This is a genomic window from Bacillus sp. 17RED48, from assembly GCF_019837545.1.
Taxonomy (GTDB): Bacteria; Bacillota; Bacilli; order Bacillales; family Bacillaceae_G; genus Bacillus_A; species Bacillus_A wiedmannii.
The window spans coordinates 324,452-339,889 of the sequence record NZ_JADAXG010000001.1; the positions used below are offsets into that span (position 1 = coordinate 324,452).

Sequence of the window (15,438 nt, forward strand, 5' to 3'; positions counted from 1 at the left end):
AAAAAATTTTCAAAAGGGAGAGTCGTTCCATTGAACAGGTATGTAAAAATTATTGTTGCTATGTTTTTAATGGTATTTACATTCGTATCAACATTACAACCACTTGCAGTTCAAGCAGCTACCCAGTTGGCTGACGGTGAATATTCAATCGGTTTCAAAGTTCTTAAGGACACATCAGATGAAGAATCTATGATGAATCAATACTCTGTAAGTCCAGGAACTTTAAAAGTGAAGGATGGGAAGAAGAAGGTATCCTTTACGTTAGAACATAGTTCATGGATTACAAAGTTTGAAACAGAAAAAAATGGCCAGTTTGTTGCGACAAATGTAATTAGTGAAGATAAAGAAAAAGATACAAGAGTAGTAGAATTTGAAGTGGACGATGTAGAGAAAGTATTAAATGCGAAAGTAAAAGTAGACATAGACTTTTTAAATTATCATCATGATTATGATGTACGCATTGTATTTGATCAAAATAGTATTACACCGATTCATGTAGAACAACCAAATGAAAAAGAGGACCCAGCTAATAAGCCAGATCCAAATGAAAATCCGGATCCAAGTCAGAAGCCCGACCAAAAGCCTGACCCAGATCAACAACCAAATTCTAACACAATTAAAGATGGAGAGTACAGTATTCCATTTAAAGTGTTAAAAGATCAAACAGACGAAGAATCTAAGATGAATACTTACATGGTAAATCCAGGAGTATTAAAAGTAGAAAACGGTAAGAAAAAAGCGTTTGTAACATTAAAAAGTAGTTCATTAATTAAAAATTTCCAAACGGAAAAAAATGGCGCATTTGCTGATGCAAAAGTAGTGAGTGAAGATAAAGAAAAAGATACAAGAGTAGTAGAATTTGAAGTAGACGATTTATCTAAAAAAATAAATACAAAAGTATTTATTGAAGTGGCATCACAAGGTTACAAGCAAACACATAATGTACAACTTTTATTTGAACAAGATAAACTTGAACAAATTAAAAATGAAGAGAAACAACCGGATGGAGATAAAAAGCCGGAAGTAGAAAAACCAGAAGTTGAAACAATTAAAGATGGAGAGTACAGTATTCCATTTAAAGTATTAAAAGATAAGACAGATGAAGAATCTAGAATGAAAGACAAGCTAATAAGTCCAGCAGTATTAAAAGTAGAAAACGGTAAGAAAAAAGCGACTGTAACATTAACAGATAACGCATCAATTAAAAATTTCCAAACAGAAAAAGAGGGTTCATTTGTTGATGCGAAAGTAGTAAGTGAAGATAAAGAGAAAAATACAAGAGTAGTAGAATTTGAAGTAGACAGTTTATCTAACAAGTTGAATACAAAAGTATTTATTGAAGTGGCATCACAAAATTATAAACAAACGCATGAATTACAACTTCAATTTAATCAAGATAAACTTGAGCCGATTAAGAACGAAGAAAAGCAACCAGACGGTGATAAAAAGCCGGAAGTAGAAAAACCAGATGCTGAAACAATGAAAGACGGTGAATACAGCATCAATTTCAAAGCTTTAAAAGATCAAACAGAAGAAATTTCAATGATGAACACGTATACAAAGAGTCCAGGCGTGTTAAAAGTGAAAGATGGTAAAAAATATGTATCATTCACATTAACGAATAGTGCATGGATTACAAAGTTTGAATTTGAGAAAAAGGGTTCGTTTGTTAATGCGAGTGTATTAAGTGAAGATAAAAAAGCCGATACACGCGTAGTGGAAGTAGAAGTAGACGATTTATCTAAAAAGTTAAATGCAAAAGTAAAAGTAGATATCGATTCAATGAATTATCATCATTTCTACGACATTCAATTTGCATTTGATAAAGGTAGCATTAAACCGTTAGATAACCAAGGCGGAAACGATAACCAAGGCGGAAACGATAACCAAGGCGGAAACGATAACCAAGGCGGAAACAATAACCAAGGCGGGAACAATAACCAAGGCGGAAACGATAACCAAGGCGGAAACAATAACCAAGGTAATAACACAACCATTGATCCAAAAGCACTAAAAGATGGTGAATACAGCATTGGCTTTAAAGTTCTAAAAGATAAAACAGAAGAAATTTCAATGATGAACACATATACAAAGAGTCCAGCTGTACTAAAAGTGAAAGACGGTAAGAAGTATGTATCGTTTACATTAACGAACAGTACATGGATTACAAAATTTGAGTTTGAAAAGAATGGTTCTTTTGTTAACGCAAAAGTGTTAAGTGAGAATAAAGAGCAAAATACAAAAGTAGTAGAGTTAGAAGTAGATGATTTATTTAAAAAATTAAATGCAAAAGTAAAAGTAGATATTGATGCGATGAATTATCACCATTTCTACGATGTTCAATTTGTATTTGATCAAGATAGTATTAAAGCTTTAGGTAACCAAGGTGGAAACGACAACCAAGGTGGAAACGACAACCAAGGTGGAAACGACAACCAAGGCGGAAGTGACAACCAAGATGGAAATAATCAACCAAAAGTAATAGTTGATCCGAAAAATTTAGTAGATGGTCAATATGATATTCCATTTAAAGTGTTAAAAGATAAAACAAATGAGCTTTCAAAGATGCATGACTATACTGTACATCCGGCAAAATTAATCGTTAAAGATGGTAAAAAGTACATTGAGATGACGTTGAAAAATAGTGCATGGATTACAAAATTCCAAACGGAAAATAACAGTCTTTTTGCTGATGCGAAAGTAGTAAGCGAAGATAAAAATGCAAATACGAGAGTAGTGCAATTTGAAGTAAGTGATTTATTTGCAAAATTAAATGCAAAAGTAAAAGTTGATATCAACGAAATGAACTACCATCATTTCTACGATGTCCAAATTCAATTTGATACAAATAATATTGGTGCGTTAGGAACGATTAAAGAGGATCCAAAAAAAGATCCGAAAAATGATCCGAACAATCCAGTGATTACACCGAAAGTAGATAATATAAAAAAAGTAGATAATCCTGATTTTAACCGAAATGCAGATGATAAGAAGAAAAAAGAAGGCCAAAAAAATGATCCGAAAAAAGAGAAAAACTCAAAAACGGCAGATACAGCACAACTAGGCTTATACATGGTGCTATTGCTTGGGTCACTTGCTTTATTAGTTCGTAAATATAGAGCAGGAAGATTGTAATTTTGGAGTCTTGATGCATGTTCGCATGCATCAAGACTTGTTTCATATTGTTTGGAAAGGAGTGGTGATTGAAAGTGAAGAAAATTGCTAGTGTACTAATGGCTATCATTCTATTAGTGAGTATAGCTGGATGCTCGACGCCCAAAAAAGAAGCAGCAAAACAGGTAAAGAGTGAGAGTAAAGAGAGAGTAGTTTCCACGACAGTCGCTGTTACTGAAATTATGGATGCGTTAGAAGTAGATTTAGTTGGTGTTCCAACAAGTACGAAAGATTTACCAAAGAGATATAAAGGTTTACCTGAAGTTGGGAATCCGATGAGTCCTGATATGGAAAAGGTAAAATCATTAAAGCCGTCAGAAGTATTATCCGTGACAACACTTGAATATGAATTAAAGCCAGTTTTTGATGGTGTGGGCATGAAAGCAAACTTTGTAGACTTAACTAGTTTAAAAAACATGCAAAATACCATTAGTAATTTAGGTAAGCAATATGGACGTGAAAAGCAGGCGGAAGCAGTTGTAACGAAGTTAGATAACAAAGTTACAGAGATTCAAAAAGCAGTAAAGGGAAAGAAAGAACCGACAGTGCTTATTTTATTAGGTGTGCCGGGGAGTTATTTAGTAGCAACAGAGCATTCTTATATTGGAGATTTAGTGAAACAATTAGGTGGTAAAAACATTGTACAAGGTGAGAAAGTAGAGTATTTAGCTTCTAATACAGAGTATTTAAAAAAAGCTGATCCAGATATTATTTTACGAGCAGCTCATGGTATGCCTGATGAAGTTGTGAAAATGTTTGATAAAGAATTTAAAACAAATGATATTTGGAAACATTTCGCTGCAGTTAAAAATAACCGTGTTTACGATTTAGAAGAGCGCTTATTTGGGACGACAGGTAATTTAGCAGCAATTGAAGCGTTAGATGAATTGAAAAAAATGATGTATCCGTGATGCATTTTAATATAAAGGAAGAGTGGAATGAATAAAAAAACTTGGAGTTTCCTCATTGTTACTGCATTGCTTATTGTTATGACGTCATTGTCAGCGACGAAAGGAAGTTTAGAAATAGGGATAGTGGACCTTGTACAAGGGATATTTACAGGGGCCAATGAAGATGTGGAAGTAATTAAAGATTTACGTTTCCCACGTATTATTATTGCACTATTTACTGGAGCAGCTCTGGCCGTTTCAGGTGTGCTTTTTCAAGCTGTTATGAAAAATCCACTTGCTGATGCTGGGGTAATCGGGATATCTTCTGGAGCAAGTTTTATGACACTTGTTATTATTACGTTATTTCCGCAATTTTTTTTCTGGACACCCGTATTCGCCTTTTTAGGTGGTGCGTTTGCATGTTATCTCGTTTATGCATTTTCATGGAAGTCAGGGTTAAGTCCGCTTCGCATTATTTTAGTTGGTATAGCTATTAATGCAATGTTCACTGGATTAAATGAATCGTTCATTACAATTTGCGGATACTTCATTAAGAGTATTAAGCAAACGACGACTTCTAACATAACGATGAAGACGTGGGGCGATGTAGAAATAATGGTTACATATGGAACAATAGGTCTTATTCTTGCTCTATTTGTAGGAGCTTGGTGTAACTTATTATCGCTACAAGATAAGACTGCGAAAAACTTAGGTTTGCACGTGACGAGAGTTCGTCTTATTATTTCTGCTATTGCAGTACTTTTAGCAGCAGTATCAACAGCGATTGCAGGTGTTATTGCTTTCGTAGGATTACTCGTTCCGCACATTTCAAGACAACTAGTCGGTTCGGACCATAAAGTATTAATTCCATTTTCTGCTCTTGCAGGAGCGTTGTTAATTTTGACGGCGGATACGATTGGAAGGTTAATTGTGCCACCTAACGAAATTCCAGCAGCGACGATTATGGCAGTGATTGGTGGCCCATTCTTAATATTCTTGCTTAGAAAGAGTGATAAAGTTCATGGAAATTAAAAATGTAACCTTTTCGTATGATAATGTAACGGATCGATTAAAGTCGGTTAGTAGTGAAATAGAAATTGGTAAAATTACAACAATTATTGGTCCAAACGGTTGCGGGAAATCGACATTACTTGGTGTGATGTCAAGAAATCACGACCCTCGTAGCGGTGAGATAATACTCGATGGGAAGGCGATTAGTCAATATAAACCGAAAGAGTTTGCTAGAAAGTTAGCCATTGTCCATCAACAAAATGAAGCACCGGCAGACATGACGGTAGAGAAATTAACAAGTTATGGTCGTATGCCTCATAAAAATATTTTTTCCTCGCAAACTGATGAAGATAGAGACGCAATCGAAAGGGCTTTAGCATGTACGAATTTGCTAAGTAAACGTGATAAAGAGATTCACGCTTTATCTGGTGGAGAAAGACAACGGGTTTGGATTGCCATGACGCTAGCTCAGAAAACACCAATGCTCTTTTTAGATGAACCGACAACATATTTAGATATTTATTATCAACTTGAAATATTAGAGCTCGTAAAAGAGTTAAATGAAGTACATGGATTGACAATCGTTATGGTATTACATGATATCAATCAGGCGATTCGCTATAGTGATCATATCATCGTTATGAAAGACGGCGAGATTGTTACGAAAGGTAAGCCAAATGATGTTGTGACAGAAAGTATGATAAAGACGATATACGGTGTAGATGTCGTTGTAAAGCAAGATGAAGATACAGGGTTGTATATGGTCCCAATGGGTATTTAAATATGCGAACAATCCGTTTTGAGGTGATGATTTGAGTAGTAAAAAAGAACGGAAGAAGAATTCTTTTTTTCAACGAATACTTACAGTTGTTTTTTTAGGTACCTTTTTCTATTCAGTATATGAATTAGGTGATATTTTCATGGATTACTATGAAAATCGTAAAGTAATGGCCGAAGCACAAAACATTTATGAAAAGAGTCCGATGGAAGAGCAATCACAAGACGGAGAAGTACGTAAACAGTTCAAAGCTCTGCAGCAAATTAATCAAGAAATAGTTGGATGGATTACGATGGACGATACACAAATTAATTATCCAATCGTTCAGGCGAAAGACAATGATTACTATTTATTTCGTAATTATAAAGGTGAAGATATGAGAGCAGGCAGCATTTTTATGGACTATCGTAATGATGTGAAATCTCAAAATCGAAATACTATTTTATATGGTCACCGTATGAAAGATGGTTCTATGTTTGGAAGTTTAAAGAAAATGTTAGATGAAGAGTTCTTCATGTCGCATCGTAAATTATATTACGATACATTATTTGAAGGATATGATCTTGAAGTGTTCTCGGTGTATACAACAACAACTGATTTTTATTACATTGAAACGGATTTTAGCAATGATACGGAATACACATCATTTTTGGAGAAAATTCAAGAAAAATCGCTGTACAAAACGGATACAAAATTGACAGCAAGTGATCAAATCGTAACACTTTCGACGTGTGACTATGCACTGGATCCGGAAGCAGGAAGGTTAGTCGTGCATGCGAAACTAGTAAAGAGACAGTAAAAAAAAGTATAGAATATGAGAAGTGGTAACGCTTCTCATATTCTATACTTTAAAAAAGAAATATGTTTACTGTGCTGCAGCCATTGGCATACGTACAACTTCAACATTGTAGTAAGTGATTTTATTATCAAGAATATATTCTGGCATCCCGCCTTGATGTGAGTGAGCATCTTTAAATGCTGAGCTCTTCGTCCAACCTTGGAAATCTTCTTTTGCATTCCAGCGTGTGCTAATTGTTACTTCATCATAATCAACTGTATTTTGCGTTAAAAGAACTTCTAATCCTAAAAAGCCTGGCATCGTTTCGACTTGACCTACTTTATTAAAACGCTCAATTAATTTATGCCCATTTCCCTTTGTAATTTTAGCTGTATTTGTAACAATAATCATGTTTTATTCCTCCTATAAATGTAGCCTTTATTTTCGAGAACTCATATACATTAAATGATAATGAAAATCATTATCATTGTCAATGGTAAATGTGAAATAAATAAGTTTTTTTATTATTTTAGACAGTAAGATTTCCATTTCAAAATGTAGTAAATATGTGGCGGTTAAGTGAGAGAATGAGTGAGTTGTACTAGCAAAGCAATAATATGGTATAGTGAAACGAGGCTGTTTTTTCAGGCTCGTTTTTTAAATGCTTCCTATAGAGAAAGCATGCAAATGGAAAGGAAGTTATTATATGCGATCAGAAGTAACTGTAAAAATAAAACCGAAATTTATAAAAGAAATTAAAAGCGGATATCCGCTTATTTTAAAAGATGCGATTCAAAATTTAAATGATGTTCAGGAAGAAGGAACAATCATTAAAGTAGTAGATGAGAAGAACAATTTTGTCGGAAAAGGTTATTATGGAAAACAAAATAAAGGATACGGCTGGATTTTAACGAGAAAAGAAAGTGAACAAATTAATCAATCTTTCTTTGAAAGTAAAATAAAATCTGCCTTACATAAACGAAAGCAATTTTACAAATCAAGTGATACGACAGCATTCCGTGCCCTAAATGGTGAAGGTGATGGTCTTGGAGGCTTAATTATCGATTATTATGACGGCTATTATGTAGTCAGTTGGTATAGTGAAGGGATTTATACTTTCAGAGATGAGATTATAGCAGCTCTTCAAAAAGTAGCAAACTTTAAAGGTATTTATGAGAAAAAGCGTTTTGATACGAAAGGGAAATACATTGAAGGCGATGATTTCGTAGCAGGAGAGCGCGGCGAGTTCCCGCTTATCGTAAAAGAAAATGGTGTGAACTTTGCTGTTTATTTAAATGACGGAGCGATGGTTGGTGTATTTTTAGATCAGCGTAACGTTCGAAAACAAATTCGTGATAAATATGCGACAGGGAGAACAGTGTTGAATATGTTCTCTTATACAGGTGCTTTCTCTGTATTTGCAGCGCTTGGCGGAGCGAGCAAAACGACGAGTGTCGACCTTGCAAATCGTAGTTTAAGTAAAACGATTGAGCAGTTTAGTGTAAATGAAGTTGATTATGAAGCGCAAGATATTATTGTAGAAGATGTCTTTCTTTACTTCAAATATGCAGCGAAGAAAAAGATGAAATTTGATATGGTTGTACTTGATCCTCCAAGCTTTGCACGCTCAAAAAAATATACATTTAGTGCAGCGAAAGATTATAAAAACTTATTAAAAGAAACAATTGCGATTACAGAAAATAACGGGATTATCGTTGCCTCTACAAATTGTAGCGCATTCGATATGAAAAAATTTAAAGGATTTATTGATACAGCCTTTAAAGAAATGAATGGTAAATACAAAATATTAGAAGAACATTCTTTACCAGAAGATTTTCGTACCATTGATCAATTTAAAGAGGGAGACTATTTAAAAGTAGTTTTCATTGAGAAAATTAAAGGATAATAAAGAAAAAGGAGCTCGAGTTTACTTGAGCTCCTTTTCTTATTGAACGATATTTTGTACTCTACCGACTTGCCCGTCCTGCAATCGTACTTTAATGCCATGCGGATGAGAAGGGGAGTTTGTTAAAATATCTTTTACAATTCCACGTGTTAATTTACCGGTGCGTTGATCTTGTTTTAATACAATATCAACTTCAAGACCGGGTGCGATATTAGAACGTTTTTGTCCGTTCATTTATACACCTGTACGTCTACGTTGGTTGTTTGTTTTCTTCGTTTGTTGGTTTTGTAATTTTTTCGTTGCTTGGCTTTGATTTGTATTATTTGAACCATTTCCATTTCCTTGCTTTTTCTTTGCAAGTTGTTCACGCATTAAATCAGCTAAGCTTACTTTTTTGTTTTCTGACATGATAAGTCTCCTTTATATAAAGTTAATTATGAACAATAGTAGTGAATTTTATCATATCATTGTTAAGGAAGGAAGGGAAGTTGGTTTGAAAATTCATATAATTCTTTCCAGTATTCATTCGTTACGATACAATTGAAATGCTAATGTTTGTAAAAAAAGGGGATAGACATATGTCACATCATATTTTATTAGTTGAAGATGATATTTCAATTCAAGAGATGGTGGAAAAGTATTTAATAAAAGAAGATTTTCAAGTTACAATCGCGTCTGACGGAGAAGAAGGGGTGCAAGCATTTTTTAAATCATCCTTTGATTTAGTTATCCTTGATATAATGATGCCAAAGTTAGATGGCTTAGAGGTTGTACGTATTATTCGTGAGAAGAGTGCCGTTCCGATTTTAATGATGTCGGCAAAAGATACAGATGTTGATAAAGCTGTTGGATTAGGACTGGGAGCAGATGATTACATTTGTAAGCCATTTTCTATGATTGAATTGGCTGCACGTGTAAAAGCGGGTATTCGGAGGTCTACGAAATATTCGGCTACAGAAACAACAGAAAAGATGATTCAAATTGGTGATTTAGCAATTGATCCAATTAATTTTACGGTTGAAAAAAACGGAAAGCCCCTCAAACTGACTTTAAAAGAATTTGAGATTTTAAAGCTATTCGTAAAGAATCAAAATCGTGTATTTACAAAAGCGCAAATATATACGTTAGTTTGGAACGAAGAGTATTACGGTGATGATAATGTTATAAATGTTCATATGAGAAGATTGCGCGAGAAAATTGAAAGTGATCCATCTAATCCAGAGTATATTAAAACGTTATGGGGCATCGGCTATAAGTTGGAAGTGATGTAATATGGTCAATTTGTTAATAGGTATTATTTTTATATTGTTATGTGTCATTTACATACAGTATAAAATGAGGGAAAACAGTAGCAAAAATTTACGATACACATACAAAAAGTTAGAAAGTATTGTAAATGAACAAACAGGCGAGAAGTTACTCGTTATGACAGATGATCTAGAATTGCAAAAATTATTAGTGGCAATTAATCAATTATTAGCTGCAAAACAGAAAACGAATGCAGATCATGCGAAAGTAGAAATTTCGATGAGAAAAATGCTTTCCAATATTTCACATGATTTAAAGACGCCATTAACAGTTATTCTTGGATATACAGAAATGTTAAATAAGGATAAAACGATAAATAAAGAAGAGCAGCAAATATTACTTGAAAAGGTGCATGTAAAAACACTAGAAGTAATGGAACTGATTCATAAGTTTTTTGATTTAGCAAAATTAGAATCTGGTGACAAGGCAATTGAGATGACAAAAATAAATATGAATGAAGTTTGTCGCGAGAAGATTTTATCTTTTTATGATTTGGTGACGACGAAAGGATTTCAAGTTCATATTGATATACCAGAAAGAAATATATATGCACTTGGAAATGTAGAAGTATTAGGTAGAGTATTAAATAATTTAATATCAAATGCAATTACATATGGAGACGATGGAAAGACACTTGGGATGACACTAAGAGATGATGAAACGAGTGTTTATATAGATGTATGGGATACAGGAAAAGGAATTGATGAATCTCATATTGATAAAGTGTTTGAGCGTATGTACACACTTGAAGATTCAAGAAATAGATTGTATCAAGGAAGCGGTCTAGGATTAACGATTACGAAAAGGCTTGTGGAAGCGATGGACGGAGAAATACATCTTTCTAGTAAGCCGTATGAAAAAACAATTTTTACAGTTGTATTAAAAAAGATGCTGTTTTAGCTTGTAGAGAAGTAAATTCTACAAGCTTTTTTTCAGCGTAAGGAATTTGTAAGGAACGGGTAAGAAAAAAGAGATTTCCGTTGTCTATTATAGAAATATAAAGTAGTGCGAAAGGAGAAAATGACATGACATATATATTAAAAACGAATCAGCTAACGAAAGTGTTTAAAGGGAAAGAAGTTATTTCTAGCGTTAACATGCATGTGAAAAAAGGAGAGATATACGGTTTCTTAGGACCGAATGGTGCAGGTAAAACAACGATTATGAAAATGATCACAAATTTAATAAAACCGACGAGCGGTGATATTGAAATTTTTGGTGAGAAGTTAACGGATACATCTTATGAATTGTTAAAGCGCATGGGGACAATTATCGAATATCCAATCTTTTATGATAAATTAACGGCGAAGGAAAACCTAGAATTACATTGTGAATATATGGGGTATTACGACAAGAGCGCAATTGATCATGCTTTACATTTAGTGAAACTGCACGGTATAGATGATAAAAAAGTAAAAGATTTTTCATTAGGTATGAAGCAACGACTGGGTATTGCAAGGGCGATCATGACAAAGCCAGAATTACTCATTTTAGATGAACCGATTAACGGTTTAGATCCAATTGGTATTAAAGAATTACGAGACTTATTTAAAATGCTCTGCAAAGAATATGGTATTACGTTATTAGTTTCTAGTCATATTTTAGGCGAGATGGAACAAATGGCGGATACAATTGGTGTAATTCAAAATGGAAAACTAATAAAAGAAGTTTCAATGAAGAGTATTAACGGAAAACAAACAGAGTACATCGAAATTACTGTTCCTGATGTGAAGCGTGCAGCTTATATTTTAGAAGATAAACTCGGTATAAAAAATTACAAAATAATGAGTGGAAATATGATTCGTGTGTATGAATTGGCAGCGACACAGCAAGCTATTTCAAAAGCGCTTATTATGAACGATGTAGAAATTGAAAGTATTAATAAGAAACATAGTTCCTTAGAAGAATATTTCTTAAATGTAATGGATGGAGAAGGCATTCATGCTTAATGGATTGTTAATGAATCTAGTAAGTGGATTGATCGTAATGTTCATAAGTGGGATTTTCTATTATAGGAAACCAGAGCGGAAATGGTTGTTAATTTTACTAGTGATAGGAATGTTAAGCGTAATTACTGCTGGAATTAGAATGTTAGCAGTGTAGAGACAGTTATATAAAGAATGGAGGCGTGGTTTATATGTTTAAATTAATGAAGCTCGAATGGAAAAAACATAAATTATCTAGTTATTTTAAAGGAGTAGCGATTTGTATTATAGCAATTTTTGCTGCGGTAAGTCTTATGGTATGGGGAACTAAAGTAGAGGATGGTTTGATGTTCTCTAGCTATATGGAATACATGTCTTTAGCAAATATTTTTATTAGAATTACATTTATTATTTTTGCATCGGTTATTTTATCACGTTTAGTGATTGATGAATACAAGAACAAAACAATACAGCTACTATTTATGTACCCACTGCAAAGGAAAATGCTAATGAGAGCGAAATTAGCAATTGTTTTTAGTTTTTGCTTTGTGAGCACAATAATCGCAACATTCATTATTAGTTTGCTCATATTCTGTATGAATCCAATAATGGGACTACTTGAAACGCCTGTTACAATGGGGGAAATAATAGCTACCGTTCCAGCTACCTTTATAAATGCATTTATGATATCTGGTATAAGTTTAATTCCTTTATTTTTTGGGATGAGAAAGAAATCAACACCGACAACAATTACTTCTGCAGTAATAATTGGGATGATGATGAACAGTAACGTTGGTTCTGGAAACGGTCAAGTAAGTATGTTTGATTTTATAGCTATCCCAATAGTGTTCTGTTTATTAGGAATTTTCATCAGTTATCTATCATATCGTAAAATCGACAAGATCGATGTGGCGTGAAGCAAGGTTAAAACAACAACGAACTGGGGTATGAATGTTGAAAAAAATAATAGTAATTGCAATTTTATTTCTGACAATTGCTAGTGTGATTTTTGGTTTTAAGACATTTCAGAGGAAAGATTTTAAGAAAGAAAAGTCTTTTGAGATAAATCATATAAAAGAAATAGAAGTGGACAATGAAAACTGGGATATTGAATTTAAAAGTACAGACGCTAACAAAATAGTAATTTCCGCCCAAGGTAAACGAGTAGATAAAGAGATAGACCCCATCGAAATAGAACAAGCAGGGAATAAAGTTATAGTTAAGCAAAAACAAAAGGTGACCAGATTCTTTAATGGTTTTACGTTTCGGAAGAAAAATAGTATATGTATAGCTATTCCGAAGAAAGAAATAGATAAAATTGTATTAAATAATAAATCGGGTGATGTGAAAATAAGCGATATAGAAGTGAAAAATATCGTGACAGAAAGTGAGTCTGGAGATGAAATGGTTGTAGGACTATCAGCCGAGAAAGGTGAATTCATATCGCAAAGTGGAGAGTTAGCTGTAAAAGATAGTTCAGTACAAGAATTAAATATAAAGTCTACGACTGGTGATAACTATATAACAAGTGTAAGTAACTCAAATATAAACATCACTTCAACATCTGGGGAAGTATTACTGAAAGATATGAAAGAAGGAAAATCATTATTTGTAGAAACAAAATCAGGAGATATCGGCGTACGGTATAAAGGTGTTCCGACTTCTTTGAAACTTACGGCTAAAAGTAATTCGTCTGACGTAATGGTGAATGTAAATGGACTTAAGAAAGATAAAAATACAGAAAAAATAAAAGCGGGAACCATTGGTGATGCAAAAAACGAAGTGAAGATTTTAAGTAAAACAGGAGCGATTTATATCGATTAAAATGTAAATGAAAGGAGGACTATTATGCTACGTCTTATGAAGCTAGAATTGAAAAAGTTTAAGCTTGGATGGTATGTGAGGGGAGCGATTATTGCAAATATCGCTATACTGGCATTAATGATCTTTACGAGCATCGTTGCTCAAGTAGAAGGTGATCCGGAAATGAGGGATCCACAGACAATTTTGTTGATGGCCAGTACAGTAGTAAGGGCAACATTTATTATTTTTGGTAGTGTGTTAATCGCAAGGTTAATAATTAGTGAATATAAAACTAAAACAATACTACTCATGTTTTCTTATCCAATTAACCGAAAGAAAATGATGGCTAGTAAGTTGGCTATTACAGCGATAGTAACATTTATAACAGTTATTTTATCTAACATTTTAGTAGTAGGAGTTTTCTTTGGGATAGATAACTATTTTTCAATTCTTCCTAATTCATTCACAGTAGATCAATTGACGCAAGAAGGGATAAACCTTGTTCCTTTAGCCATTTCCACTGCTGGAATAAGTTTAATCCCTCTATATTTCGGAATGCGTAAACGTTCAGTGCCAACTACAATTGTTTCATCTCTTATCGTTGTATCAATTGCAATTAATAACACCCCAATGTTTTCTACAGCAACTTTTCTTCCCCTTCAGCTAGCGTTGGCAGCAATTGGAGTTGCGATTGCATATTACGGAATTAAAAATATAGAGAAGGAAGATATAACAGTATGACAAAAATAAGAAAAAAGAGTTGGCGTTACACCAACTCTTTTTCTGTATATGTATGCTTCGTTACTACTCTATAAATTTGGAGTGTTTGCTTAAATACTCTTGCACTCCTGGGGAAATATTAAAGTTATTAGGGCTTTTATATTCAATAGTAAACTCTCCGTCTTTACTTGTTTCAAAGGAGATTGCATAGCTATTCATTTTAGCATCGTAAGAAGTGTTTTTGACTTCCACATCTAGATTAAAGTGTTTTGTAATATACTCTTTTGATTCCGTAATTGCTGTTTGTTTTTCCCAAGGGGTACCGTAACTTATGAAATAAAGAGATACAGTTATAACTCCAATAATAGAAGTTAGTAAAATAGTTCCCATAACTATTTTTTTATTTTTTGTATTCAATTTGGTTGCTCCTCTTCATAAATATGTACTTATTTTAACGTATTTTTTTCATAAAACAACCATTTAGCAAAAATAGTTTCACATGAAACAAGTTACAGAAAAAGACAAGATGTGTAAACAACTTGTCTTTTTCTGTTGTTACATTTTAGGAGTTTCCATTCCAGCTGCAGCCCATTCTTCTTTTGCAGGACCATATACGCCAGGGACAGTTAAGCCAGCTTGGCGCATTAAAACAGTCATTTGTCCGCGGTGGTGATTTTGATGATTAATGAGTGTCATTAAAAATATAGAATTCGGCATAGGACGACCAAAGAAGTCATTAATAGTAGCTAAGTCTTTATCAGTCCATTCACTTTGAAGCGTTTCAACAAAAGCTGCATTCACTTTACGATATTGATCAGCAATTGTTGTTGCAGAAGGTGGAACAGGATAATCTTTCGTTTCTCCTTCAAACTTAAGCCCTGTGCCAGATAGTATAACAGGAATTGCCGTCACGATATGCCAAGCAACTCTGCCTAATGTCCAGTGCTCAGGTGCAATTTCTTGTGACAAAGATTCATCTGTTAATGCATCGAGCATCTTTTGAGTAGACTCAGCCTCGTATGTCCATGATTGTAGAAAGCCTTCAATAGTTTGGTACATATTTATCCCTCCTAGTTATGTTCATAGGTTACATTCGTGAAAAAAAGATAGTTTCCTTTTAACCTATCAGAACAAATAAAAAAGAG

Annotated in this window: 18 protein-coding genes; 13 read left to right on the forward strand and 5 right to left on the reverse strand. The window is 33.7% G+C overall.

Annotated elements, in window-relative coordinates; translation table 11 throughout:
- Nucleotides 1-30: 30 nt before the first annotated feature.
- From ILT06_RS01785 to srtB, 5 genes are all read left to right on the forward strand, one after another.
- Nucleotides 31-3,135, forward strand: a complete 3,105-nt coding sequence (locus tag ILT06_RS01785; RefSeq protein WP_222654776.1) for an NEAT domain-containing protein — start codon at nt 31-33, stop codon at nt 3,133-3,135.
- 68 nt (nt 3,136-3,203) lie between these two features.
- Entirely contained in the window at nt 3,204-4,085 is an 882-nt protein-coding gene (isdE, locus tag ILT06_RS01790) for a heme ABC transporter substrate-binding protein IsdE (RefSeq protein ID WP_064474637.1), read from the forward strand.
- A 27-nt stretch (nt 4,086-4,112) separates the two neighbouring features.
- A complete protein-coding gene (locus ILT06_RS01795; protein WP_064474638.1) occupies nt 4,113-5,096 on the forward strand; it encodes a FecCD family ABC transporter permease in 984 nt (327 codons plus the stop codon).
- Nucleotides 5,086-5,856 (forward strand): ABC transporter ATP-binding protein, encoded by a 771-nt coding sequence (locus ILT06_RS01800; RefSeq protein ID WP_098102913.1) that lies wholly within the window; start codon nt 5,086-5,088, stop codon nt 5,854-5,856. Before ILT06_RS01795 ends, ILT06_RS01800 begins: the two co-directional genes overlap by 11 nt.
- Before the next feature lie 31 nt (nt 5,857-5,887).
- Nucleotides 5,888-6,652 carry a class B sortase gene (srtB, locus tag ILT06_RS01805; protein ID WP_087982261.1) on the forward strand — a complete coding sequence of 255 codons (765 nt, stop codon included), beginning with the start codon at nt 5,888-5,890 and terminating at the stop codon, nt 6,650-6,652.
- A gap of 66 nt (nt 6,653-6,718) precedes the next feature.
- Here srtB and isdG read toward each other — a convergent pair whose 3' ends face one another.
- Nucleotides 6,719-7,042, reverse strand: coding sequence for a heme oxygenase (gene isdG / locus ILT06_RS01810; RefSeq protein ID WP_000587825.1), 324 nt, complete (start codon nt 7,040-7,042; stop codon nt 6,719-6,721).
- Between the two features lie 295 nt (nt 7,043-7,337).
- Here isdG and ILT06_RS01815 point away from each other — a divergent pair, with 295 nt between their 5' ends.
- Nucleotides 7,338-8,537, forward strand: a complete 1,200-nt coding sequence (locus ILT06_RS01815; RefSeq protein ID WP_064474641.1) for a class I SAM-dependent rRNA methyltransferase — start codon at nt 7,338-7,340, stop codon at nt 8,535-8,537.
- A 39-nt stretch (nt 8,538-8,576) separates the two neighbouring features.
- Here the strand turns inward: ILT06_RS01815 and ILT06_RS01820 are convergent, their stop codons facing one another.
- The gene (locus ILT06_RS01820) at nt 8,577-8,771 is read right to left on the reverse strand and encodes a YwbE family protein (protein WP_001014310.1); all 195 of its coding nucleotides are present in this window, start codon (nt 8,769-8,771) and stop codon (nt 8,577-8,579) included.
- Entirely contained in the window at nt 8,772-8,945 is a 174-nt protein-coding gene (locus ILT06_RS01825; RefSeq protein ID WP_001293584.1) for a hypothetical protein, read from the reverse strand. It abuts the gene before it with no gap.
- 170 nt (nt 8,946-9,115) lie between these two features.
- Between ILT06_RS01825 and ILT06_RS01830 the strand changes: the two genes are divergently transcribed.
- From ILT06_RS01830 to ILT06_RS01860, 7 genes are all read left to right on the forward strand, one after another.
- Nucleotides 9,116-9,808 (forward strand): response regulator transcription factor, encoded by a 693-nt coding sequence (locus ILT06_RS01830; RefSeq protein ID WP_064474642.1) that lies wholly within the window; start codon nt 9,116-9,118, stop codon nt 9,806-9,808.
- Nucleotide 9,809: 1 nt separating this feature from the next.
- A complete protein-coding gene (locus ILT06_RS01835) occupies nt 9,810-10,745 on the forward strand; it encodes a HAMP domain-containing histidine kinase (RefSeq protein ID WP_064474643.1) in 936 nt (311 codons plus the stop codon).
- A gap of 125 nt (nt 10,746-10,870) precedes the next feature.
- Nucleotides 10,871-11,794, forward strand: coding sequence for an ABC transporter ATP-binding protein (locus ILT06_RS01840; RefSeq protein WP_064474644.1), 924 nt, complete (start codon nt 10,871-10,873; stop codon nt 11,792-11,794).
- The gene (locus tag ILT06_RS01845) at nt 11,787-11,948 is read left to right on the forward strand and encodes a hypothetical protein (RefSeq protein WP_176713060.1); all 162 of its coding nucleotides are present in this window, start codon (nt 11,787-11,789) and stop codon (nt 11,946-11,948) included. Before ILT06_RS01840 ends, ILT06_RS01845 begins: the two co-directional genes overlap by 8 nt.
- A 34-nt stretch (nt 11,949-11,982) precedes the next feature.
- Complete coding sequence (locus ILT06_RS01850; RefSeq protein ID WP_000475540.1) at nt 11,983-12,687, forward strand: ABC transporter permease; 705 nt, start codon at nt 11,983-11,985, stop codon at nt 12,685-12,687.
- Between the two features lie 34 nt (nt 12,688-12,721).
- A complete protein-coding gene (locus ILT06_RS01855) occupies nt 12,722-13,594 on the forward strand; it encodes a DUF4097 family beta strand repeat-containing protein (protein ID WP_142289402.1) in 873 nt (290 codons plus the stop codon).
- 24 nt (nt 13,595-13,618) lie between these two features.
- Nucleotides 13,619-14,314 (forward strand): ABC transporter permease, encoded by a 696-nt coding sequence (locus ILT06_RS01860; protein ID WP_222654777.1) that lies wholly within the window; start codon nt 13,619-13,621, stop codon nt 14,312-14,314.
- 63 nt (nt 14,315-14,377) lie between these two features.
- On the opposite strand, the gene ILT06_RS01865 is transcribed toward ILT06_RS01860, so the two are convergent.
- The gene (locus tag ILT06_RS01865; RefSeq protein ID WP_098102909.1) at nt 14,378-14,710 is read right to left on the reverse strand and encodes a YfjL-like protein; all 333 of its coding nucleotides are present in this window, start codon (nt 14,708-14,710) and stop codon (nt 14,378-14,380) included.
- Between the two features lie 138 nt (nt 14,711-14,848).
- Complete coding sequence (locus ILT06_RS01870; RefSeq protein ID WP_222654778.1) at nt 14,849-15,352, reverse strand: DinB family protein; 504 nt, start codon at nt 15,350-15,352, stop codon at nt 14,849-14,851.
- Between the last annotated feature and the right edge of the window lie 86 nt (nt 15,353-15,438).